Genomic DNA, 19,809 nt, shown 5'->3' on the forward strand with positions numbered 1-19,809 from the left:
GCTCACCACCAGATGCGGAAAGGCTTGTAGGGGGTGCCTTCGAGGCAGGTGCGGGTGAGTTGGAGGGCCTCCAGGTAGGGGAGCTCGTCGTAGGCGACGGCGCGGTTCAGGGTGCGGTGCTGGATGGTGACGGCGAGTTCGTCGCGTACGGTCTGTACGACCAGTTTGCGGCCCGGCTCGCTGAGCATGGCCTGGTTGACGTCGATGTCGAAGTGGGCTGGTTTGAGCTGGCCTCGGCCGGCGAGGCGTAGCAGGAGGCGTTCGGCGAAAAGCGGCTTGAACACTTCGGCGAGGTCGAGGACGAGCGAGTGGCGCTGCCGTTCCATGGTGCTGTGCAGGAAGGACAGGCCCGTGTGGAGCGGGGTGAGGCGCAGCGCCGACAGGACCCGCGCGTACACGATGCCGTTCACGTAACTGATCAGGGCGTTCCCCGCGTTGGCGGGCGGGCGACGGCTGCGGCCGTGTAGCTGCAGCCAGTCCGGGAGGCGGGTGTCGAGTACGGCCCAGGCCGCGCGGCGGAAGTTGCCTTCGGCGCTCATGAGCTGTTCGCGGGTGGTGGCCTCGGCGACGGACGCTTCCAGGACTTCGAGTGGACGGGCGAGCAGCCTGCGGTCGATCACTCGGCGGACGTTGGCGGCGGCACCGGTGACGATGGCGCGGGCGATTACGAGCGAGGCGGCCGGGTCGTCGGTGAGCCGGGCCTGGGCCAGCACGGTCTGGCCGGAGGTGCTGGTGTCGGAGGTGAGCAGGGAGCCCGCGTAGTCGCCGTAGTGGCTGAGGAAGTGCACGTTGATCCGATGCTGGTTGAGCAGGCTGATCACGGCGGTGTTGATGTCGGCGGTGTCGCAGCACACGATGTCGCGCACGTCGGTGATCGGGATGTGTACGGGGGCGCCGTCGACGCGCTCGATCAGCAGGGACTGGTCCTTGCGGCGGATGCGGCACGGCGTGGTGAGCCAGTAGGTACGGGCGGCGGCGGGCATCTACTCGTTCCAGCAGTAGTCGAGGTAGGAGCAGCCTCGGCAGGCGCTGCGGGCCTGACGCGGCGGGGACGTGGGGGCGGCGACGACGGCGAGGACTTCGGCGATGTCGGCCTCCGCCTGGGCGGCGGCCTGCTCGGTGTACGGCAGGCGGCGCGTCCGCCTGGTCTTCGGATAGCGCAGCACGCCACCCTCGGCGGGGACCCCGACGGCGTGCAGCCGATAGCAGTAGTGCCTGACCTGGGCCTCGTCGCCCGGGCTCGGCTTGGCGGACGACTTGACCTCGTGCACCCAGGCCGCCCCGTCGAGGTGGTCCAGTTTGGCCGCGCCCAGGTCGATCGGCGAGTTCCGCGTGTAGGAGGTCTCGTGTACGGCCTCGCCGAGTTGCACGGCCGCGCTGAGGTACTCGGGCCGCACGCCCCGCGCGTACAGCCACAACTGTCGGCGGCAGTGATAGAGGTACTTGACGTGCACCCCGCCCACGTCCTCGGGCCCGATCACAGCACCTCACCCGCCTGGTACACCTGCGCCACCGGCCCGTGGATCTCGCCCAGGCCGAGCCGCTCGTCGTATTCGGCCTCGACGACCCGGACACCGAGCCGCTTCTCCCATGTGGTGAGCGGCGCGGCCCAGTACGGCATCGGGATCAGGTACCGCTCGGCGAGCAGCCTCCCCGCCGCGCGTACGTCGTCCACCTGCTCCAGCGCCGCTTCGTAGGCGTCGCGGTCCTGGGCGAGAACGGCCTCGGTGCCGTCGAAAAGCTGGTCGAACCGTTCGCCGAGGTCATCCCGGGCGGCGAAAGGGTGGGCGAAGGTGAGGAAGGCGTCCTCGAACCTGGTCAGGTGCTCGCCGACGGCCTTGCGCCACCCTCGGCCCCAGTCGCTCGCGTACACCTCGTCGAGCCACACGCGCGCCTCGCCCTCGTCCACCTCCTCGCCGTCATGCCGCGTGAGGATGTCCCACCCCATCTCCACCGGCAGCCTCGGATAGACCCCGTCGGCGTAGTCCTCGCCGCCCTTGCGCCGGGGCCCGTACGCGGGGGCGTGGACGACGACATCCGCGGCCGGCCGCTCGGCGACCCGGTTGACGCGGCCGAACCGCTGCAGCAGCGCCTCCAGCGGCGCGGCGGAGGTGAACAGGCAGTCGAAGTCCACATCCAGGCTGACCTCGACGACCTGCGTCGCCACGACCAGCCCGCCGCATCGTGGCCGCCCGACGCCGAATCGCCGCCGGATGCCGTCCTCGATGGCGGCGCGGTCCATGCGGCGGAAGCGCGAATGCAACAGATACGCCGTTTCCGCCCGCGGCGAGAGTTCGGCGAACACGTGCTGGGCGTCGGCCACGTTGTTCGCCACCACCAGCACCGACTCGCCGCCGTCGAGTCGCCCGGCGATTTCCGCGACCGTCTCCGGGTCGGTGAGGTGCCGGTCGCGCAGCCGGAGCCGATGCCGCCGCGCGGCGCCCGAGGCGTCCGCGTCGATTTGGTGAATCGTTCCATCGAGTACGTCCCGGAACAGGTCAGCGAGGGACTCGGGCAAAGTGGCCGAGAGTACGGCGACGCGCCCGCCGAGCCGCTCCCACAGCCGGGTCATCGCCAGGATGTAGCCGAGCCTCAGCGGGTCGTAGGCGTGTAGCTCGTCCAGCACGAACACCGAGTTGGCCGCATCGACCAGGACGCTTGCGTACGCCGGCCCGGCGAGCGCGCCGCGCAGAAGCTGGTACGGCGTGCCGACCCGCACGGTCTCCTGGAACAGCCGCGTCGCGGCGGCCCGCGCCACCGCCTTCTTCGCCGCCTCGGCCCGCTCCTCGTCGCCGTCCTCGGGGCAGATGGCGGTGGCGAGATGGTAGGAGGCGGCGCGGGAGTGCATCACGCCGACGAGGTCGCCGTCGCCGAGCAACTCGCCAAGCCGTACCGCCATCGCGTTGATCGACGCCAGGTACGGCAGCGTGAAGAACACCCTGGGCGTCCCGCCCACCGCCCGCGCGATCGCCGCCACCTGCGCCGACGCCCACAGCAGCCCGGATTCGGTCTTCCCGGACCCGGTGGGGGCGCGCAGCAGCAGATGCCCGTCCGCGGCACCGGCCTGACGCTGATGCGGCCGCAGCCGATGCCCTTTCTCGGCGAACCGCGCGGCCAGCAGCCGGGGAAAGTCGCCGTCGAGCGGCTGGCGCGAGTGCAGCGTTCCGTGCGCGGACGACAGGTGGTCGGCGAGCGTCACCGCCCCCTGCACGAGTACGGCGGCGAGCCCTTCCTCCATCGACGCGGGCGGCTCCCACCGCTCCACCACCTGCTCGAACACTTGCCGGGCCGCGCCGGTGACATCCATTCCGACCGGCACGTCCGGACGCACCGGCAGCCCCGCGCGCCGAGCCGTGCGCGAGAGCCATTCGGTCAGTTCGTCGGCGACGTTGCCGGGCACCGGCAGCCGCTTACGCCACTCGTCCTCGTCAGCCCGGCCGTAGGCGCGAAGCAGCGACCGGCCGCCGCCCTCGATCGGACGGTGATGGGTGACCACCCCGGTCGCGACCCACAGCCGCATCGGCCCGTCCGGCAGCAACGCGGGAAGGAATCCCAGCGAGACCGCCTCATGCCGCTCCCCCCAGAATCGGGACCGCCCCCGGAGCATCGCCTGAAACCCCTCGGGAATCTTCCCAGCGTCGTGGCACAGTGCGGCCAGCCGTACCACGATCCAGAACACGTCCTGGATGACCGGTTCGACCGCCTTGATCCTGCCGATCCGCCGCCGCAACGCCTCCGCGCCCGCGAGCGTCGCCTCCAGATGTGCGGTGAGGGTTTCGCGCGGGGAGCTTTTCGCCAGCATCTCGTGCAGGCTCACGCCCCCACCTCCGCGAACTGGCCGGGATGCGTGCTCGGCAGCAACGCGACCGCCGTACCGTCCTCGTCCGCCCACTCCGACTCGGCCTCGGCGTCCGAGCGACCGGAGACGTCGAAGCGGTACCCGTCCCACCGCGTGCGCTGCCGGTCGAACGACACCGCCGTGGGCAGCCGCAACAGCCTTCCGCCCGCCGCGGACCCGACATCCTCCGGCAGCACCGCGCCGCCCTGACGCCCGGGCCCGGGTCGCAGCGTGACCCGCCGGGCCTGCACCGACACCAGGTCCTGGCTGCGTCCCAGCCGCAGCGGCCACACCGGCCTGCGCAGCCGCCGCCACCACAGATCGACGTCCTCCACCAGCCACAACGTCAGGGTCACGTCGGTGAGGAACTCGCGGTTGCGCGGCGTCCGCTCCGCCTTCTTTCCGGTGGCGTCCAGCGGGTGATAGGTCTCCAGGTCCACGCCGGTGCCCCGCGCGTGAAACGCCATCGCGAACCGGGTACCGGGGTGGACGGCCTGCCACCCCCCGGCCGCCGCCGCCAGCATGCCCCCGACGGTCGCCGGAGGCGGGCACGGCAACGCCACCTGCACGCCGGCGAACAGCGGATTGCGGAAGGAGGCGACCGGCGCGCACACCGTCACCCGCAGGGCCTGGACCGTCATGCCTTCGGGTCCTCGAACCACGCGTCGTGCTCGCCCCGCTCGATCCGCTCGGCGAGCCGGTTCAACAGCACCCGGGGATGGCCGACGACCAGCTTCTCGGCGGCGACGAACTCTGCCAGCTCGGCCTGTACGGCATCGCGCTGATCGCCGAGGAAGCCGGGCGACCAGCCGAGCAGCACCTGCCCGTCGATCTCGTCGGCCCACGCCTCCATCTCGTCCCGCAGCACCCCGGCGTCGAACCGGACCCGGTCGTTGCGCACCCCGAACACCCGCGTGAACGGGTTCACCCCGCCCTTCATCGGCGCGAGCAGCACCAGCGCGGGCGTGCGGTCGCCGTAGTGCATCGCCTGCTTCGCGCCGCCGCGCACCGCCGCGAGCGTGCGCAGCAGCAGCGCGGCCCGGCGTCTGCGCTCGGCGATGTCCAGCCGCAGTGCCGTACAGCCGCGGAACGTGACCTGCTCCGCGCCGTTCCTCCTGGCCTCCTCGGCGACGGGCTCCGGCAGGGCGACCTTCAGCCCCGAGCCGTCGATCTCGAACACGCCGATCCGGGGCACGTCCAGCATGATGTCCCCGGCGAGCTCGGCGGTGTAGAACTCGTGGCCGTGCAGCACCGGGTTCTCCCCCGCCGCGAACCCCCTGCTCATCGTGCCGAAGTCTTGCTCGGGGCGGCGCGGCGCCACCGAGACGAGCGTGCCCGTCGCCAACACCGTGTCCCGCTGGCACGTTCTGCTCTTGTCGCCTTTGACGGCGACCATGTAGCCGAACAGGTCGTCGTCGAAGTAGAGGTCGGGGCGGCCGTGCGTGTACGCCTGCTGCTTCTTGCCGCTGCCGGACCGCACCACCGGGGAGGCCGGCTCGCCGGGCGGCAGCGAGTCGCGCAGCCAGCGGCGGAACGCCTGCGCCGACACGTACGGGTGCACGTCGCGGCCCACCCGGAGCTGCTTCACCTTGGCGACGTTGTCCTCGCCCAAGCCGTTGTTCGGCGCTCCGGCCACCACGTCCAAGGCGATCTTGCCGACCAGGTGGCTCATCTATGACTCCTCCTCGTTGAGGAACACCCGGTCCTCGGGGTGGTCCGTCTCTTCTTCCTGCAGCTCCGCCGCGACCTCGGCGCTGTCGGCGGGCTTGAACCCCAGCTCGTGCAGCCGCTGCACGACCGACACCAGCAGCACCTCCCGGTGCAGCCAGGCCGACTCCACCTCCGGGTCGAACAGAAGGCGGTACTGGTACTCGGTGATCAATGGCCCGTCGGACCGGCCGTTTCGGTTGAGCAGCCCGTCGAGGTCGCGTCGGCGCAGCCAGCTCCGCATGCGCCGGGGATCCTTCAACGTCGCGTAGAAGGCGCGGAGCGGCCCGGCGGAGTTCTCGGCGTACAGCCACGCGGCCACCTGCCGTCCGACGGCGTTTATCTCATCCACTTCGCTCTGGTTCATCCGCATCACCTCGATCAGAAAGGACATGCACAGCGCGGCGAGCTCGCCTGTGTCCGGCCGCACCACGCCACGGCCGAGGTTCGCGCTGAGATACCGGCTGCACACCCCGGCAATCCGCTCCGGCGCCTCGAACGCGTTCCGTGCCAGACCGGCGATTCCCGGGCGATCCTTGGTGGCGTGGGCCCGCAGCAGCGCGGGGAACGCGCCCCGGTGCGGCGGCCGGGCGGTACGGCGCAGCCACTCGGCCATCGGCTGGTCCATCGCCTGGATCTCCAACCTCTGGTTCCGGTTGTCGTTGCTGAACAGCAGCAACTCCACGCCCGCAGTTAGGCGGTCCTCGTAGCCGCGCAGCGCCCGCAGCGCCAGCACCTCCCGGTCGGCGATACCGCCCTGCTCGGCCGCATTGAGCGCGATCAACTGGCGGTTCCGTTCCACGCGCCGCGACAGCGTCCGGGCCATGAACCGCTCGTCCCAACTGTGCAGCGCGATCGCGGGGCCGCCGGTGAGGCGGCAGCCGTACGGCAGGGCGCGGAAACAGCACAGGCACGGCCGGCATAGCGCCAGCCCTTCGTGCCCGCGCGGCGTGGTGTTCCGGTACAGGTCGCTCTCCGCCAGCGGGACGTCCATCTTCCCGAAGAACCCGACGGCCGCCCGGCCGCACAGCACGCACGCCACGCCGGGCCGTACGGGGGCCTCCGGCGTCGACAGCCATTTCTCGACCGCGTCACGGATGTCCGCGTCGCTCTTCTTGCCGTTCCCCGGATGGTTCATCTTTGAATTCGGAAAGAACGAGAGGCTGCATTTAAGCCAGAACCCCCGCTCGCTCTTCGTGTCACGCACCAACGCGGCATTGACCGAATCCGCGACGACCGTGTCCATCGCCCGCCGGAACCCCTCCACCGTCAACGACTCCGGCCGCGCCGCCTTCCCCAGCGTGGCGAGCGCGTACGCACCCACCCGCTGCAGCGGATGCGCGGTCAGCACCACCCGAGACTGCTCATCCGCCGCCCCCTCGGACACCCACGGCGCGTCCAGCTCCGCGGCCGTGTCCTGTGCCGCCGTCACGCCGCCACCCAGCCGAACCCGGCCATGTTCGCCTGCCCGAGCCCCCAACTCCAGATCGCCTGCAACGTCTCCGGCGGCCCGCTCAGCTCGACCTCGACCGGCGCGCCCGGCTTGCTCCCGCCCCCGACGGAGAACGACCGCTTCGCCCCCACCCAGGTGACGTCCACCAGCGACACCTCCGGGTCCAGCCCCAGCGTCTCGGCCTTCCGCCGCAGATTCCGCTGCAGAAACACCGGATACTCCCGGTCCCCCGGCAGCAGCCACGCCTGCCGCGTCGTCCGCTCCCCCGCCGCGTCCCGCCCGGTCCCCTTCAACACCACCGGCGTACTCGTCCGAAACCGCCCCCGCCCGCTCTCGAACGCCGGCGGATCCACCGGCACGACGTTCAAAATCCGTAACGCCGCCCCACCCCAGTCCAGCAACTCCCGCTGCTTCAACCCCTGCGCGAACGCATTGACCACCTCAAACAGCGGACTCCCCAGCTCCACCCATCCGCGCCCCCCGACCGCGTAAATCCCCCGCCTCTTCTCCGCCTGCGGAAACACCGGCGCCCCATGCCCCACCGGCACCATCCCGTACGGCCCGGCCCCCTGCCCGTGAAACTGCCGCCCCACCTCCGGCACCACCCGAGCCAGCAGGTCATACACCATCGACCGCCCCGGCTTCAGCACCTCCTCCCAAGGCAACTGCGTCGCCTTCGTCGTGACCTCAACCCGCAGCCGCATCGCGCCTCCCTCCTTCGGCCTTCACCAGATACAGATGGACAACGAACCCCCACCCATACCCAATGGGCATACATGCAGGTCAGAGTGCCTCTCCGAGACAACACCCGGCCCCGCTCCATCCCGAAGCGCTACGCTGTCGCCAGACACCGGGAGGCTGCTTTTGATCTTGGTTCTGCAGCAAACCTCCGGGGTTTTCAGCACTACCGGAGGTTCGCTGCAAAACTCGCGCTTGAGCCCGCCGCAAAAGCACCGCCCACCTGCGGCTTTACTCTCGGGTTCTCATCGCCCCTGTGAGGGGTCGCAACAGAGCGGCCGGGGTGATGCCGCCCTCGTGCTCAACAGTTCTCATCGCCCCTGTGAGGGGTCGCAACCCGAAAGCCTCTATGGCCGGGCTTTTCTTCGGGGTTCTCATCGCCCCTGTGAGGGGTCGCAACAGGTGGAGGTACCCGAACGAGATGAGGGTGATCAGTTCTCATCGCCCCTGTGAGGGGTCGCAACGCGACGCCCTGGGCGTCCTCGAAAACGCTGCCGAGTTCTCATCGCCCCTGTGAGGGGTCGCAACGCGAACGCGCGGTCGGCAGCTTCGCGGATCTGGTCGTTCTCATCGCCCCTGTGAGGGGTCGCAACACCAGCAGGAATGACGCGACCGGCGTACGAAAGGCGGTTCTCATCGCCCCTGTGAGGGGTCGCAACGCATGAGAGAGTCTCGGTTGCGTCAGCCCGGCCGCCTGTTCTCATCGCCCCTGTGAGGGGTCGCAACACGAGGCCGGCATTCAGCGGCGGGTCCAGGCCCGCGTTCTCATCGCCCCTGTGAGGGGTCGCAACGATCTGGACCTGCCCACGGTGCGGGCCCGTCCAGCCAACGGTGTAACTCGGGTTGATCAACTATCGGGTGGTCGGGGTCAGGCGGCCTTCGAAGGTGATGGCGAAGGCGTTGAGGGCGGCCTTCCAGCGGGTGACCCAGCGTTTGCGGGCCTTGCCGGTCGGGTCCGGGTCGATGCGGGTCCTCATCGCACCCTGTGAGGAATCCGGGACAAAATGAAATCCCGCCGAACTACCCCTCGGCGGGATTCTGGATACCCACAATAATCAGGCTCGGTGGGATCTATTCTCCGCTGTATGGTCGCTCTTCACTCAGAAGTCGAACTCGGCAGCGCGTACACCCGCCAGAAAGGCGTCCCATTCGGCTCGGGTATAGACGATCACGGGACCGTTGGCGTGGCGGCTGTGACGGACAGCGATACGGCCACTCCCGTCCAGGAGTGGTCCGGCTTCAACACAACTGGGACCGCCGTCGGGGCTGAAGCTACTGATGTGCCATGCCACCTCGGGCAGTTGGCTAGGGCTTGACATCACCTGTCGTCTCCGATCAACGATTAGTTGAGCCTGTCCACAGCCGCCTCGATCAACTTGATTGATTGTGACGGATCTAGCGAACGCTGACGGATGCAGTCATACCTGAGAATAAGTCGCCGCACGCCCTCTGTCTCTACGTAGAGGCCACCTACGGGCGTATCTATATAAGCCGCTTCGGGATAAGGCTCGGACATGTCGAAGATCCGGAATGCGCCTTCAGGGCTGGAGTGGGCACCAGCAGCGAAGGGCAGGACCCGGATATCTATATTTGGGCGGCCGGAAAGCTCGACGAGGTGGCAAAGTTGATCCTTGAGGACTGCGGCTCCCCCGGTCTCGCGACATAGCAGACACTCGTCGAGGATGGCTTCGAGTTGCGGCGGCTCTGGCCTGTCAAGCAGGTTCTGGCGTTCCTTACGAAATTGGAGCCCCACGGCCCGAGGGGCATCATCACCGACGACCTCCCGCATGGATGCCTCCATGTACGCGGGAGTCTGAAGGAGACCGGGGATCACGACCGCATCGAACGAGCGAATGCGGGAGGCACGGGACTCCAGCCAGGCGTAGTCAATGATCAGGTTGGGGAGCTCCTCACGGTAGTTGTCCCACCAGCCCTCCTGCCAGACGTCTGCGGCGAGGCGCATGAGGGCGGCGCGGTGGCTGGGGTTCGCGACGCCGTACAGGTCGAGGAGGGCACTGACATCCGGGGTGCGGGCAGGATAGATGCCCGCCTCGAAGCGGCTGATGGTGCCGCCGTCCCGCTGTATGTAGGTTCCGGCCTCTCGCAGGGTGAGGCCGGCGGCCTCTCGGAGCTCGCGCAACTGACGGCCGAGCCACTGGGCGCGCAGGGTCATGCCTCGCTTCGCGCTCATCAACCGATCCTTTCGTGGGGGTTGGGGGCAACTTCTGACTGTTTTGCGTCACACAACTTTGCATGACTTTCAGTGAGCGGCCTTCAACAATGAGCCATGCATGCCATGCTCACCGTGAGGGATCGTACACACAGAGTTCTCATCGTGGAGCCTGCTTGAGAACTGTCCGCGGTCCCCGCCCTCGACATGTGGAGGTAGGTGGACAATGGCAGCCCATCCAACGGCGTTCGCCGAGGACGTCGCGACGCGCCCGCCCTCGACGGGCGGCACGCGCGAGCCCGCCCCGACCCCGGCCGTGTCCTACTACGGCTGGAACATCTGGTACGGCCCGGCGACCGGACGGTGGTGGGCGATGGCCCCCGCCTGGTACGGCCACGTGCCCGGCCTCCTCGAGGCAGCCGACCCGGACACGCTCGCCAGTCTCATCCAGCAGGCCGAACAGACTCGTCCGCGTTTCGACGACGCGACGCGACAGGGCCGCACGACCGTGGCACGCAGGCAGCAGGAGCAGACCGACTCGGGCGTCGGCTCAGCGGCGGATGGGCGGTGGGAATAGTGCGGGCGACACTGGCACGCATGTCGACGCGAGTCCTGGGCGTAGGCGCGATGGTCGCCCGTCTGCGGGTGGTACGGCGGCGCAAGCGCAACGAGCCATTCGGAACGGTGTGGCCACATCGGGCCGCGCGCCGAATGGTGACCGTGAACCGCGTGTTTACGGCGGTACCCGAACAGGTTGGGCGAGCACGGCATTTCGCGCGTGAGGTCGTCGGCGAGGAGCACGCACGCTCGTACGAAGTGGAACTGGTGGTCAGCGAGCTAGCAGGCAACGCGGTGCGGCACGGCGGTCAGGGGGCGGGGCGGGAGTTCGAAGTCTCGATGGCCGTGGGCGGAGGCGCGATCATCGTGGCCGTGCGGGACGGCGGACTGACGGGCACGCCACGCGCAGGAACGTGTGACACGGAGTCCGACAGCGGGCGAGGGCTGGCCTTGGTGGAAACAGTGGCGCGGCGATGGGGCTTCCACCGAGATCCGGCAGGCACCGTGGTCTGGGCCGAGTTGGACTCGGTTCCCTCCCCTCCCTCATAGAACAGGGGACTGGTTCAAGTGCCGGATGCGGCCGAGGGCCCACGCTGCTCGGCCACGACCACCTACCTGATCCACGGTGATGTTGCGGCCCCTCGTAGGGGGCGATGAGGACACGGGTCGCCCGTGACGGGCTGCACAAAGATCAGGTTGCGACCCCTCGTAGGGGCGATGAGGACATGATCACCGGCAGGGGGTTACGCGGGACGTGCAGCAGTTGCGACCCCTCGCAGGGGCGATGAGGACCTATCGAGATGAAGGAAATAGGCGGAGGGATGGGGTTGCGACCCCTCGCAGGGGCGATGAGGACCCAGATATGCGGGCGCGGAGACGAAAAGCCCCTCATGTTGCGACCCCTCGCAGGGGCGATGAGGACCCGACGGTAAAGTCGCAGGTCGGTGCAGCTTTGACTATGGCGCAAAGGTGTACTTCTGCAGCGAACCTCCGGTAGTGCTAGAAACCCCGGAGGTTCGCTGCAAAGTCTACGTCTCTAGCCTGTGGCGCGTCTGTGCCCTGGATGTCGATGGGAGCGTTTGGGGCCTCGGCTCTCGGCTGATGGGTCAAGTGGTTGATTCGGTGACGAGTTCGATTTCGATGGCCAGGACTCCGAGGGCCTCCTTTTCGGGGCCGTAGATGCGGCGGATGTTGGCGAGTTGTTGATCCCGAGGGCTGGTCGGGTTGACCTTTTCGGGGCCCTCGGTGTCGAGCATCTCCTCGAAGGAGGTGTAGCGGGCGACACGTTTGACTCGGGTGAGCGCATCGTCGCGTCCGCATATGAACCGGATGTGGTCGCCGGCTTTGAGGTTGCGGAGGCTGGGGTATTGGACGCGGACTTCGATGGTCTTGCTGCCGTCGGCGACCAGGTCGAAGTAGCGGCGGTAGAGGTTCATCTCGCGGGCGCGTACACCCGTCTTCGCAGCGGGTCGTGCGGTCATGATCCTGTCTAGTTCGGCGGTGGTATAGGAGCGGTAGAAGTGTTTGGGGTCGGCGAGCATCTTGCCAACCAGCCACACCATGGCGTCGATGTAGGAGTCGGTATCGCCGGACCATTCGGTGACATCGAGCATCCACGGGTGGGTGCCGGGCGGCGGCGCGACCTTGCCCTCGCGTATGAGGGACTTGGACAGCTTGGCGCCGGTGTCAGTGAGCACCATCGGGGTGAACACCCGTGGCGGCGGTGCCAGACCGGGTAACTGTGCGAAGGCTTCGTCGACCAGTTGGCAGCCGTACGCCCAGTCGCCTCCCTTGACCATCACCGACAGGGTGACGTGGTCGCGTACGGCGAGGCGTTCCTTGACCAGGTTGCGATAGAGCGTCGCAAGGTCGAGGTAGGCGTCGGTGTCGGGGGTGACGGCGACCTCGTAGTCACCGTGGTCGGTGCATACGGCGACGAAGTCCGCGCCCCCGGAGCCCGTCCGCAGCAGCCGGGTGCGCTCGGCGCGCTTCTCGGCCCAGCCGCACTGCGGGCAGGGCAGCCGGATGTGGACCTGGCCGTGCGACGGCGCGAGCGGCCAGCGGATCTGGTCCAGGCGGCCGAGCGTGGCGAGGAACTCGTGCCGGAAGGCCGGGTCGGCCTGCTGGGCCGAGTAGGTCTCGATCTCGTAGTCGACGCCGGTGGCCTCGGCGAGGGAGTCGAACATGGCTCGGTAGAACTTGGTGATCAGCTCCGCAACGGTGTCCTGGCCGAGGGCGTGAAAGTAGGTCTGCTGGTAGGCGTGGTGGGTCTCGGGGTCGAGCTGAATGTCGTACGGGGCGTTGTCGAGTGCTCCGAAGCGGACCACCGCGTCCACGTTAAAGGTCCGTTTGGTGGCCTTGGCCAGCAGGAACGCAGCCGTCTGCACCAGGGACGTGCCTAGGTGCGGTGCCCCGTTGATCTGGGTGCCGACGCAGAAGGCGACCCGGTCAGGGTTGGCGGCCTGCAAACGGGGGCGGACCATGTCGACGCTGCGCAGCATCGCGTTGGCGAGCACGTTGTTCGGGCTGATGATGTCCACACCGTCGGTACGGCCGCGCATCACGCCTCCCCAGATCAGGTCGTCGGCATGGGCAACTGGGCGAGCATGAAATCGACGCGGCGGCCTGGCTCGTCCGCAGGGACGAAGATGGGCCGGTAGCCGGCGTCGTAATAGCCCTGGATGATCAGCTCGTGGACGCGGCGAATCTCGCGTTCCTTGGCCCACACCAGGTCGTCCTCGGAGTCGAAGTCGTCAAGCGGGTCTAGGACGAAGACGGCGTCGTACCGGTAAATCCTTGTGGCCTTCTCCAACTCCGAGTAGGGGCCCAGGCCGAAGAACGCGTCCCACCCGTACCCGTCGGGGATGCCGCGGTTGTAGAAGCGCAGCCCGAACTTGTGGTCACAGTACTCAGCGATGAACGCCTCCAGCACGTCACGCGAGTAGTCCCGCCGGTCGCCAACCTGCAGGTGTCGGCCAAGCCGGTCGCGATGCTTGCGGTAGATCTCCCGCGCGGGTTCGCCCTCGGTCGCGGGGATGCCACGTGCGTGCAACTCGCCGAGCACGGCCTCCTTGCCGGCCGAAGGCCCACCGGTCACGACGTACCGGCGGGGCGGAGTATTCGGGGCAAGGAGTTGGTCAAGGCTCATGACATGGATACCTTCTCCTCGGTGCCGCCGTCACGGCCGGACAGTGCCCGCCGCCATGTGGCGACGAGTTCGGCACCACCTTCGGCTGCGTCCAGCCGTGTGGTGAATTCGGCCAGTCCTGCGGTGGGGTCGCCGAGCTGGGCCAGCAGGAGCTCCTGAGCGGAAGTGAGCGGGGGCGTCCACCCGGCGTGGGCGGCGATCTCCTGGGGACCGTAATTCGCCTCGTGTAGAAGCACCGCCCCGTAGGTGGCTCTGTAGTGCGCGCTTGCGGCCAGGACTTGGGCGTGACGCCATAGCGCCACCCCTGCCGCTTCGTGGATTTCGGCTCCGGAGGCGTCCATGCTGACCAGCCGCGCGACCGTGAGCAACTCGGCCCGTAGCAAGTAGACCGCGCCCCACAGCGCCGCCAGGGCATGCTGATGCCCGACCGCCTCCCATGCGAACACGTCCGCCGGCAGGACCATGCGGGTAGAGGCGGCGTGCAACTCCGGAGGGGCGACGTGCCGGGAGGCGAACTCCTCGCTGTCGCGACGTAGTTGCCAGGCGACCAGTTCCAGCACCTTGGGCTCGATCCGCTTGCGAAAGTGGTGCACCTCATATCGCGCGGCGGCAGCCGCGGCCTGGCGGCGGGCCGTCAACGTCGCCCCGGACGTCGCAGGTTCCGCACCGAACAGCAAGCGAGCCGCCGAGGCCAACTCGACGTTCTCAAACCGATCAAGCTGCTCGCGCAACAGCCCGTCCAGCGCCCGCGCCCGACTCGCCGGGTCCTCTGGACGCAGCGCCCGCGCCTTCACACTCTGCAGCCCCAGCAGCACCGGCCCACACGACTCCGGCCGCACCGGCAGCCCGCCGCGCACCAAAACCCGCACCTCATCCTGCAACGCGTCGTCGGCCAAGGGCCCCCTTCTTCCAACCGCCATGGAACCAGTGTGGCAACCATGACCACCAGATGCCCAGTCCTACGCCCAGAAAATACCCACATAATGGCTGGCTCTCATGCGCGCTACTCCTTGCTTCCCGCCAGGGTGCGCGTTCCGATCCCCCTCGTAGGGGACGATAGGGGACGTCTGTTCGCCCGCCGCGAGCGTCGACTGGGAGCTATTGCGACCCCCTCAGGGGCGTCTCCCTCCGACCCGACGGCATCCGCGCAGGTCAACGTCACTCTCCGAGGCAACAGCTGGCCGCACCTCACCACAACGCGTTACGCTGCCACCAGCCAGCGCAAGGCCGTACACGATCATGGTTTTGCAGCAAACCTCCGGGGTTTCCAACACGACCGGAGGTTCACTGCAAAACTCGCCCTTGAGCCCGCCGCAAAAGCACCGCCCACCTGCGGCTTTACTCTCGGGTCCTCATCGCCCCTGCGAGGGGTCGCAACCTGGTGACCAGCTCAGCACGGCCGAGGGTGCGCTGAGGTCCTCATCGCCCCTGCGAGGGGTCGCAACAGGCGGAGACCTACGGCTTGGATCTCGCCGACGTCGAGTCCTCATCGCCCCTGTGAGGGGTCGCAACGATCTGGACCGTGCCACGGTGCAGGTGGCGTGGGAGCACTGTGTGTGGCCTGTTCGGCGGTGGTGGCGGAGGGCTGGTGGCAAGGCCCGCAAACGCTGGGCCACCCGCTGGAAGGCCGCCCTCAACGTCTTCGCCGTCGCCTTCGAAGGCCGCCTGACCCCGACCAGCTGATAGAACAAATCAAGATCGAGTTAACCGGACACACCCGGCAGGGGCGCACGTCGACCACCTGATGCCGCTCGTGCCCGGCCACGGGCGCGCCCGCCGGCGGTTGCGCGCATTCCCGGCACCGGACCGGCTCGATCACGACCGTCTGATCGCGACTGGGAATCAGTCGTCAGCCGCCTGGACGGGGGAGACCGAGATGAGGGTGACGCCGAGGTCGCGTACCTTGGCGAGCAGGCCGTGCAGCTCCGACTGGTCCGTCACGACGCCGCGAATGGTGCTTGTGCCGCCTTCCTCGTGGGTGATGGTGAGGCCGCCGAACCAGCTCGTCCACTGGTGGTCGAGGTGTCCCTCGATGCGGATTTCGTAGCGCATCGGTGCACGACGATCTTTCGGCATGGTCAGGAACCCGCTGTCGCGGCTCGTGCTCGCCGTGCCCGGCGGGCTTCGGGGCGTCGGATGACCCATTCGGCGACGGCCGCGTTGATGACCCAACCCGCGCTGACGGACAAACCGGTGCTGAGGTCGCTGGTGCCGAAGATGCCTTCGCCGATGCCTTGGGTGAACGCCTGGGTCCCGGCGGCGACGGCGAGGGCGTAGGCACGGATCATCCAGGCGCGGTGCGCGGCGATGTCGCGGCGACGGATCGCGGTGAACCCGAGGACGATGCTGGTCGCCGTCGCGGAACCGACGACGAGCCGGACGGTCCACAGCAGGTCGCCGCCTGGCGCGCCGGGGTGGAACAGAGTCATCCAGAGCCCGGATCCGGCGACGACCAGCCCGGCTCCGATGAGCACGCGGCCGGCTCGGCGGTGCCAGGCGCGATGTTCCTGGCGTATCCGGGAAGGGAACTGGAACGCGCCGGCGATGACGTACCCCGCGGCGGCGACGACGTGCAGGACAAGCGGGACAGGTGAGGCGTCGATGCGCGGGTTGGCGGGCAGTGTATGCGGCCCGCCGACGACCTCGAGGACCCGAAGTGACCCGGCGATGAGCGGGATGATGGTGAGGGCCACCAGCGCGGCAGGCACCCGCAAGCTCGATCGGTCCGGGGCGCCCGCACGGCGCCGGGGCGCCGTGCGGGTTCCGGGGGCGATGCGCTGGGTCATTTCGCGCTCGCGGTCGTGACGCCGCGGCCGCGGACCTCGGTGGTTTGAGTGGAGGTGTTCCCGCCGGCCGTGCTCCACAGCGAGTAACCGAGGCCGATCATGGCGATGCCGTTCGGGAAGGCCAGCAGCCGGTAGAAGGCGTCCGGCATCACGGAGAGTGCGATGGTGACGAGGCCACCGACCGCGAGGAGCGCGGTGGCCCACCGCGCGAGGACCCTGGCCCGGTACAAGGCGACGCCGAGGATGAGGCCCCCGGCCAGATACATGAGTCCCTGGATCTGGAAGACCACGTCCAGCGCTCCGACGTCGTCCGTGGCCGTGCCTCCGGTGGCTACGGCGAGGACGCCCCGCACGTACGAGGGGTCGGTCTCAGCGATGGAGGGCAATACGAACGCGGCGGCGAAGGTGGTGCTCATGGTGAAGAGGTAGCCGGCGGCGAACACCAGGTAGCCGATGAGTCCGAGGACTCCGTTCCGGCGGACCTGGCTCAGGTACATGCCGGTGATGCCGGCCAGCGCCAACGCTGCCATCAGGACCTTCAGCGAATTCCGGATGGCGACTTCGGTCGTGGTGATGGAAGTGATGTCCAGATGGGGATGGTTGATCTGGACCCCGATGAAGATCAGGCCCGCGGCGACCGCGGATGCGCCGGCGAGGCGGGTCAGAGACGTAGTGGTAATGGTCATTGCGGTGCTCCCGGTCGTGGGGCCGGGCAGGGTGCCCGGCGTTGTCCGTGAGCGTAGGAAGCGACCTGGTGACCGCACATCACCACCTGATGTGACGGGTTGGTGATCCGAACGCTCGGCCGTCGTCGGGCTTGGACCGCAGTGGCCGGTGCGGATCACATGAGGCCGAGTTCCGCGGCACGCCGTACGGCGCCCGCGCGGGTGCTCGCGTTGAGCTTGGTGAAGATGTGTTTAGTGTGGGTCCGCAGTGTGTTGACCGACACGAACAGCCGGCGCGCGATCTGGGGTCCGGTCAGGTCTGTCGCGAGCAGTCGCAGGACCTCGAGTTCGCGTCGGCTTAGTGCGTCGTGCGGTACGCCCGTGACGGCCGGGGCGGTGGCGGAGGTGCGCCGCAACAGCGCCAGCGGATCGGTCGCCAGCCCGCGTTCCTCGACTGCCTGGAGCAGTGACTCCATGGGCGGGCCCTCGTCGAGGAACAGCCGGGCGTGACCGGCAGGCACGGCCGCCTCCAACGCCCGGGTGAGCGGGGTCATCGCCTCACCGACGTTTCCCCCGGCTCGGTGGGCGAGTGCGCGGAGCATCAGGATCTCGATCACGCCGCCCTCGCGGCCGGCGCCCTCCGCCGCGGTGAAGAGCCGCCCCAGCAAGGCGAGGGCCTCGTCAACCCGCTGCTCAGCGATCAGAAGCCGGACGAGCGTCAGGTGGTCGCACTCGGCGAGGTAGGACAGGTCGCCGTCGGTGGTGACGCCGTGCTCGCGAGCCCAGCGCCGGGCGAGGTCCAGCCGGCCTCGCGCGATGTCGACCCGGGCCCTGAGGGCGGGTATCGGGCGTACGTCGGGAAAGAAGCCGGGGAGGTAGTGCGCCTGGGCCTGCTCGAGAAGGCCGGCCGCGAGGTCGAGGTCGCCGTGGGCCTGCCGGAGCCCGGCCATGGCGACGTACCAGCGGTGCCGGTTCTCCGGAAGGGAACCGACATCGCCGAGTTCCCACGCGGTCTGCAGGTGCTCCGCGGCGGCATCCAGGTCGCCGCGCTCACGCAGCGCGTCGGCGAGGCCCACGTGCAGGTCCCCGGTCACCGGCAGCGCGACGTCCGGGCGCTCCCGGGCCGCGGCCAGCGCGCGCTCGTGGAGGTATCCCGCCTCGTCGGGGCGCCCGCGTGCCAACCACATCCCGGCCAAGACGACGGTGCCGCCGAGCTCGTCGGCCAGGTTCCCCGCGGCATGCAGGCTGCGTACCGCCTGGGCGAATGTCTCGACCGCGGCGTCGAGCTCGCCGGCGGCCCACAGGGCCAGGCCGAGGAACCCGGCCCCGGCCCCCCGGGCGAAGTGATCGTCGGGGCGCGCCAGGTCGAGCACGCGCCGAGCGTGTTCCGCCGTGCCCGCGCTATCGCCACGGGCCTGGGCGACGGCGGCCCGGTACATCGCGATCATCATGGGCAGCTGCCGGAGCTCGTCGGTCGCGTTCCTCGTCTCGTCGGGCCGCATCCCGGCCAACGAGTCATCGGCGTCGCGCAGGCGGGCGTCCGCGTCGTCCACCTCGCCATCGCCGAGTCGGCTCCACGCGACCGTGACGTTGAGGATCGGACGGCGCTTCACGACGTCGTCCGGCAGCCTTCGCAGCCAGTGCCGGATGGTCCGGTCCTGCCGCTGTCTGCGGGCCATGGGCAGTGCCTGCTCGATAAGGTCGGCCGCGTACACGTAGTCGTGACCTGCGACAGCGTGCGCGATCGCATCCTGAGAACGGCCGTGGTCGGCGTACCACCTGGCAGCCGCGCGGTGCAGGACCGGCACCCGGTCGGGCCGCTGGGCCGCCAGCCGGGCCCGCAGCGCGTCGGCGAAGAGGTGGTGGTACCGGTACCACTGCCGCCGGTCATCAAGGGGTACGACGAACACGTTGTCGCGCTCAAGCGCCTCGAGTACGTCCCGCCCGTCGTTTCGACCGGTGAGCGCGTCGCACAGCGGGCCGGTCAGCCGGTCGAGGACCGCGGTGTCGAGGAGGAAGGCGCGAGCGTGTCGGGGTTGGCTCCGCAGAACCTCCTGGACGAGGTAGTCGAGGACGAAGCGATGGCTTCCGGTGAACGCCTCGATGAAGTAGCCCGCGTCGCCCCGGTCGCGCAGCGAAAGGGCCGCGAGTTGGAGGCCGACTGCCCATCCCTCGGTTCGGTGCTCCAGGGCATCGATGTGACCGGGTTCGAGATCAAGGCCCATGACATCGTTCAGGAAGGCCGCCGCCTCTGGCTGTGTGAATCGGAGGTCCGCCGCGCGAAACTCGACCAGTTCACCGCGGGCCCGCAGGCGCGTCACCGGAAGCGGAGGGTCGGCGCGGGTGGCGAGGGCGACGCCGGCGTACGGCGGGAGGTGGTCGATCATGAAAGTGACCGCCTTGTGAACCTCATGGCAATCGATGACGTGGTAGTCATCAAGTGCGACCACGATCGGTCCGTCGAGGCCGTCGAGGTCGTTGATCAGGCTCACGATGACGCTGGAGGCCGCCGCGGCGCCGTCGCCCCGCACCAGTGCCGCCGCGTCGACGCCGACCTGTGGTGCGGTGGTCTGGATCGCGGCGAGCAGGTTGGCCAGAAATCTACGTGGGTCGTTGTCCTCGGCCTCAAGCGAGAGCCAGGCGACCCGGCGGGGCTCGGAGTGCTGGACCGTCCGCCACTGACTGAGCCATTGGCTCAGGAGCGTTGTCTTGCCGAAGCCGGCCGGCGCGGAGAGAAGGATCATAC

20 protein-coding genes and 2 CRISPR repeat arrays are annotated in these 19,809 nt (G+C 68.9%); of the genes, 3 read left to right on the forward strand and 17 right to left on the reverse strand.

The features are described from left to right. Positions 1-2 precede the first annotated feature (2 nt). From cas1b to AB0K60_RS29265, 10 genes are all read right to left on the reverse strand, one after another. Positions 3-983: a type I-B CRISPR-associated endonuclease Cas1b gene (gene cas1b / locus AB0K60_RS29220; RefSeq protein ID WP_364062076.1), complete on the reverse strand. Its 981-nt coding sequence runs from the start codon at positions 981-983 to the stop codon at positions 3-5. Beyond that, the gene (locus tag AB0K60_RS29225; RefSeq protein ID WP_364062079.1) at positions 984-1,481 is read right to left on the reverse strand and encodes a CRISPR-associated protein Cas4; all 498 of its coding nucleotides are present in this window, start codon (positions 1,479-1,481) and stop codon (positions 984-986) included. Then, positions 1,478-3,817 carry a CRISPR-associated helicase Cas3' gene (gene cas3 / locus AB0K60_RS29230; protein ID WP_364062082.1) on the reverse strand — a complete coding sequence of 780 codons (2,340 nt, stop codon included), beginning with the start codon at positions 3,815-3,817 and terminating at the stop codon, positions 1,478-1,480. Before cas3 ends, AB0K60_RS29225 begins: the two co-directional genes overlap by 4 nt. Then, a complete protein-coding gene (gene cas5, locus AB0K60_RS29235) occupies positions 3,814-4,479 on the reverse strand; it encodes a CRISPR-associated protein Cas5 (protein WP_364062085.1) in 666 nt (221 codons plus the stop codon). The genes cas3 and cas5 overlap by 4 nt, the downstream gene beginning before the upstream one ends. Further along, complete coding sequence (gene cas7i / locus AB0K60_RS29240) at positions 4,476-5,510, reverse strand: type I-B CRISPR-associated protein Cas7/Cst2/DevR (protein WP_364062088.1); 1,035 nt, start codon at positions 5,508-5,510, stop codon at positions 4,476-4,478. Before cas7i ends, cas5 begins: the two co-directional genes overlap by 4 nt. Further along, positions 5,511-6,977, reverse strand: a complete 1,467-nt coding sequence (locus AB0K60_RS29245; protein ID WP_364062091.1) for a hypothetical protein — start codon at positions 6,975-6,977, stop codon at positions 5,511-5,513. Next, positions 6,974-7,702, reverse strand: a complete 729-nt coding sequence (locus tag AB0K60_RS29250) for a CRISPR-associated endoribonuclease Cas6 (protein ID WP_364062094.1) — start codon at positions 7,700-7,702, stop codon at positions 6,974-6,976. Before AB0K60_RS29250 ends, AB0K60_RS29245 begins: the two co-directional genes overlap by 4 nt. Positions 7,703-7,977: 275 nt before the next feature. Next, a CRISPR array of direct repeats spans positions 7,978-8,527; the repeat unit is 30 nt; unit sequence GTTCTCATCGCCCCTGTGAGGGGTCGCAAC. 60 nt (positions 8,528-8,587) lie between these two features. Then, positions 8,588-8,713, reverse strand: a complete 126-nt coding sequence (locus AB0K60_RS29255) for a hypothetical protein (RefSeq protein WP_364062281.1) — start codon at positions 8,711-8,713, stop codon at positions 8,588-8,590. Positions 8,714-8,836: 123 nt separating this feature from the next. Beyond that, entirely contained in the window at positions 8,837-9,055 is a 219-nt protein-coding gene (locus AB0K60_RS29260; protein ID WP_364062097.1) for a DUF397 domain-containing protein, read from the reverse strand. Between the two features lie 23 nt (positions 9,056-9,078). Continuing rightward, complete coding sequence (locus AB0K60_RS29265; protein ID WP_364062100.1) at positions 9,079-9,927, reverse strand: helix-turn-helix transcriptional regulator; 849 nt, start codon at positions 9,925-9,927, stop codon at positions 9,079-9,081. Positions 9,928-10,132: 205 nt separating this feature from the next. Here AB0K60_RS29265 and AB0K60_RS29270 point away from each other — a divergent pair, with 205 nt between their 5' ends. Next, the gene (locus tag AB0K60_RS29270) at positions 10,133-10,483 is read left to right on the forward strand and encodes a hypothetical protein (protein ID WP_364062103.1); all 351 of its coding nucleotides are present in this window, start codon (positions 10,133-10,135) and stop codon (positions 10,481-10,483) included. A gap of 20 nt (positions 10,484-10,503) precedes the next feature. Then, entirely contained in the window at positions 10,504-11,013 is a 510-nt protein-coding gene (locus AB0K60_RS29275; protein WP_364062106.1) for an ATP-binding protein, read from the forward strand. 81 nt (positions 11,014-11,094) lie between these two features. Next, positions 11,095-11,387: a CRISPR direct-repeat array (repeat unit 31 nt; unit sequence GTTGCGACCCCTCGCAGGGGCGATGAGGACC). A 183-nt stretch (positions 11,388-11,570) separates the two neighbouring features. Here AB0K60_RS29275 and AB0K60_RS29280 read toward each other — a convergent pair. The 3 genes from AB0K60_RS29280 to AB0K60_RS29290 are packed head-to-tail and all read right to left on the reverse strand — an operon-like array spanning position 11,571 to position 14,508. After that, entirely contained in the window at positions 11,571-13,025 is a 1,455-nt protein-coding gene (locus tag AB0K60_RS29280) for an ASCH domain-containing protein (protein ID WP_364062109.1), read from the reverse strand. A 14-nt stretch (positions 13,026-13,039) separates the two neighbouring features. Beyond that, a complete protein-coding gene (locus AB0K60_RS29285) occupies positions 13,040-13,612 on the reverse strand; it encodes an ATP-binding protein (protein ID WP_364062112.1) in 573 nt (190 codons plus the stop codon). Then, complete coding sequence (locus AB0K60_RS29290; protein ID WP_364062115.1) at positions 13,609-14,508, reverse strand: hypothetical protein; 900 nt, start codon at positions 14,506-14,508, stop codon at positions 13,609-13,611. The genes AB0K60_RS29285 and AB0K60_RS29290 overlap by 4 nt, the downstream gene beginning before the upstream one ends. Before the next feature lie 601 nt (positions 14,509-15,109). Between AB0K60_RS29290 and AB0K60_RS29295 the strand changes: the two genes are divergently transcribed. Then, positions 15,110-15,295: a hypothetical protein gene (locus AB0K60_RS29295; protein ID WP_364062118.1), complete on the forward strand. Its 186-nt coding sequence runs from the start codon at positions 15,110-15,112 to the stop codon at positions 15,293-15,295. Between the two features lie 159 nt (positions 15,296-15,454). On the opposite strand, the gene AB0K60_RS29300 is transcribed toward AB0K60_RS29295, so the two are convergent. From AB0K60_RS29300 to AB0K60_RS29315, 4 genes are all read right to left on the reverse strand, one after another. Then, positions 15,455-15,664 (reverse strand): hypothetical protein, encoded by a 210-nt coding sequence (locus tag AB0K60_RS29300; RefSeq protein WP_364062121.1) that lies wholly within the window; start codon positions 15,662-15,664, stop codon positions 15,455-15,457. Between the two features lie 26 nt (positions 15,665-15,690). Further along, entirely contained in the window at positions 15,691-16,320 is a 630-nt protein-coding gene (locus AB0K60_RS29305) for a DUF2306 domain-containing protein (protein ID WP_364062278.1), read from the reverse strand. A gap of 74 nt (positions 16,321-16,394) precedes the next feature. Beyond that, on the reverse strand, positions 16,395-17,084 hold the full coding sequence (locus tag AB0K60_RS29310; RefSeq protein WP_364062124.1) for a hypothetical protein: 690 nt from the start codon (positions 17,082-17,084) through the stop codon (positions 16,395-16,397). Positions 17,085-17,239: 155 nt separating this feature from the next. Then, entirely contained in the window at positions 17,240-19,807 is a 2,568-nt protein-coding gene (locus AB0K60_RS29315) for a LuxR C-terminal-related transcriptional regulator (protein ID WP_364062127.1), read from the reverse strand. Positions 19,808-19,809 lie beyond the last annotated feature (2 nt).

Source organism: Thermopolyspora sp. NPDC052614, assembly GCF_040678635.1.
GTDB lineage: Bacteria > Actinomycetota > Actinomycetes > Streptosporangiales > Streptosporangiaceae > Thermopolyspora.

Coding starts and splice junctions, on each gene's coding strand:
- AB0K60_RS29315 (WP_364062127.1), bottom strand. CDS start 19,807: ATGATCCTTCTCTCCGCGCCGGCCGGCTTCGGCAAGACAACGCTCCTG.
- cas1b (WP_364062076.1), bottom strand. CDS start 983: ATGCCCGCCGCCGCCCGTACCTACTGGCTCACCACGCCGTGCCGCATC.
- cas5 (WP_364062085.1), bottom strand. CDS start 4,479: ATGACGGTCCAGGCCCTGCGGGTGACGGTGTGCGCGCCGGTCGCCTCC.
- AB0K60_RS29285 (WP_364062112.1), bottom strand. CDS start 13,612: ATGAGCCTTGACCAACTCCTTGCCCCGAATACTCCGCCCCGCCGGTAC.
- AB0K60_RS29275 (WP_364062106.1), top strand. CDS start 10,504: ATGTCGACGCGAGTCCTGGGCGTAGGCGCGATGGTCGCCCGTCTGCGG.
- AB0K60_RS29310 (WP_364062124.1), bottom strand. CDS start 17,084: ATGACCATTACCACTACGTCTCTGACCCGCCTCGCCGGCGCATCCGCG.
- AB0K60_RS29265 (WP_364062100.1), bottom strand. CDS start 9,927: ATGAGCGCGAAGCGAGGCATGACCCTGCGCGCCCAGTGGCTCGGCCGT.
- cas7i (WP_364062088.1), bottom strand. CDS start 5,510: ATGAGCCACCTGGTCGGCAAGATCGCCTTGGACGTGGTGGCCGGAGCG.
- AB0K60_RS29300 (WP_364062121.1), bottom strand. CDS start 15,664: ATGCGCTACGAAATCCGCATCGAGGGACACCTCGACCACCAGTGGACG.
- AB0K60_RS29255 (WP_364062281.1), bottom strand. CDS start 8,713: ATGAGGACCCGCATCGACCCGGACCCGACCGGCAAGGCCCGCAAACGC.
- AB0K60_RS29270 (WP_364062103.1), top strand. CDS start 10,133: ATGGCAGCCCATCCAACGGCGTTCGCCGAGGACGTCGCGACGCGCCCG.
- AB0K60_RS29280 (WP_364062109.1), bottom strand. CDS start 13,025: ATGCGCGGCCGTACCGACGGTGTGGACATCATCAGCCCGAACAACGTG.
- AB0K60_RS29250 (WP_364062094.1), bottom strand. CDS start 7,702: ATGCGGCTGCGGGTTGAGGTCACGACGAAGGCGACGCAGTTGCCTTGG.
- AB0K60_RS29260 (WP_364062097.1), bottom strand. CDS start 9,055: ATGTCAAGCCCTAGCCAACTGCCCGAGGTGGCATGGCACATCAGTAGC.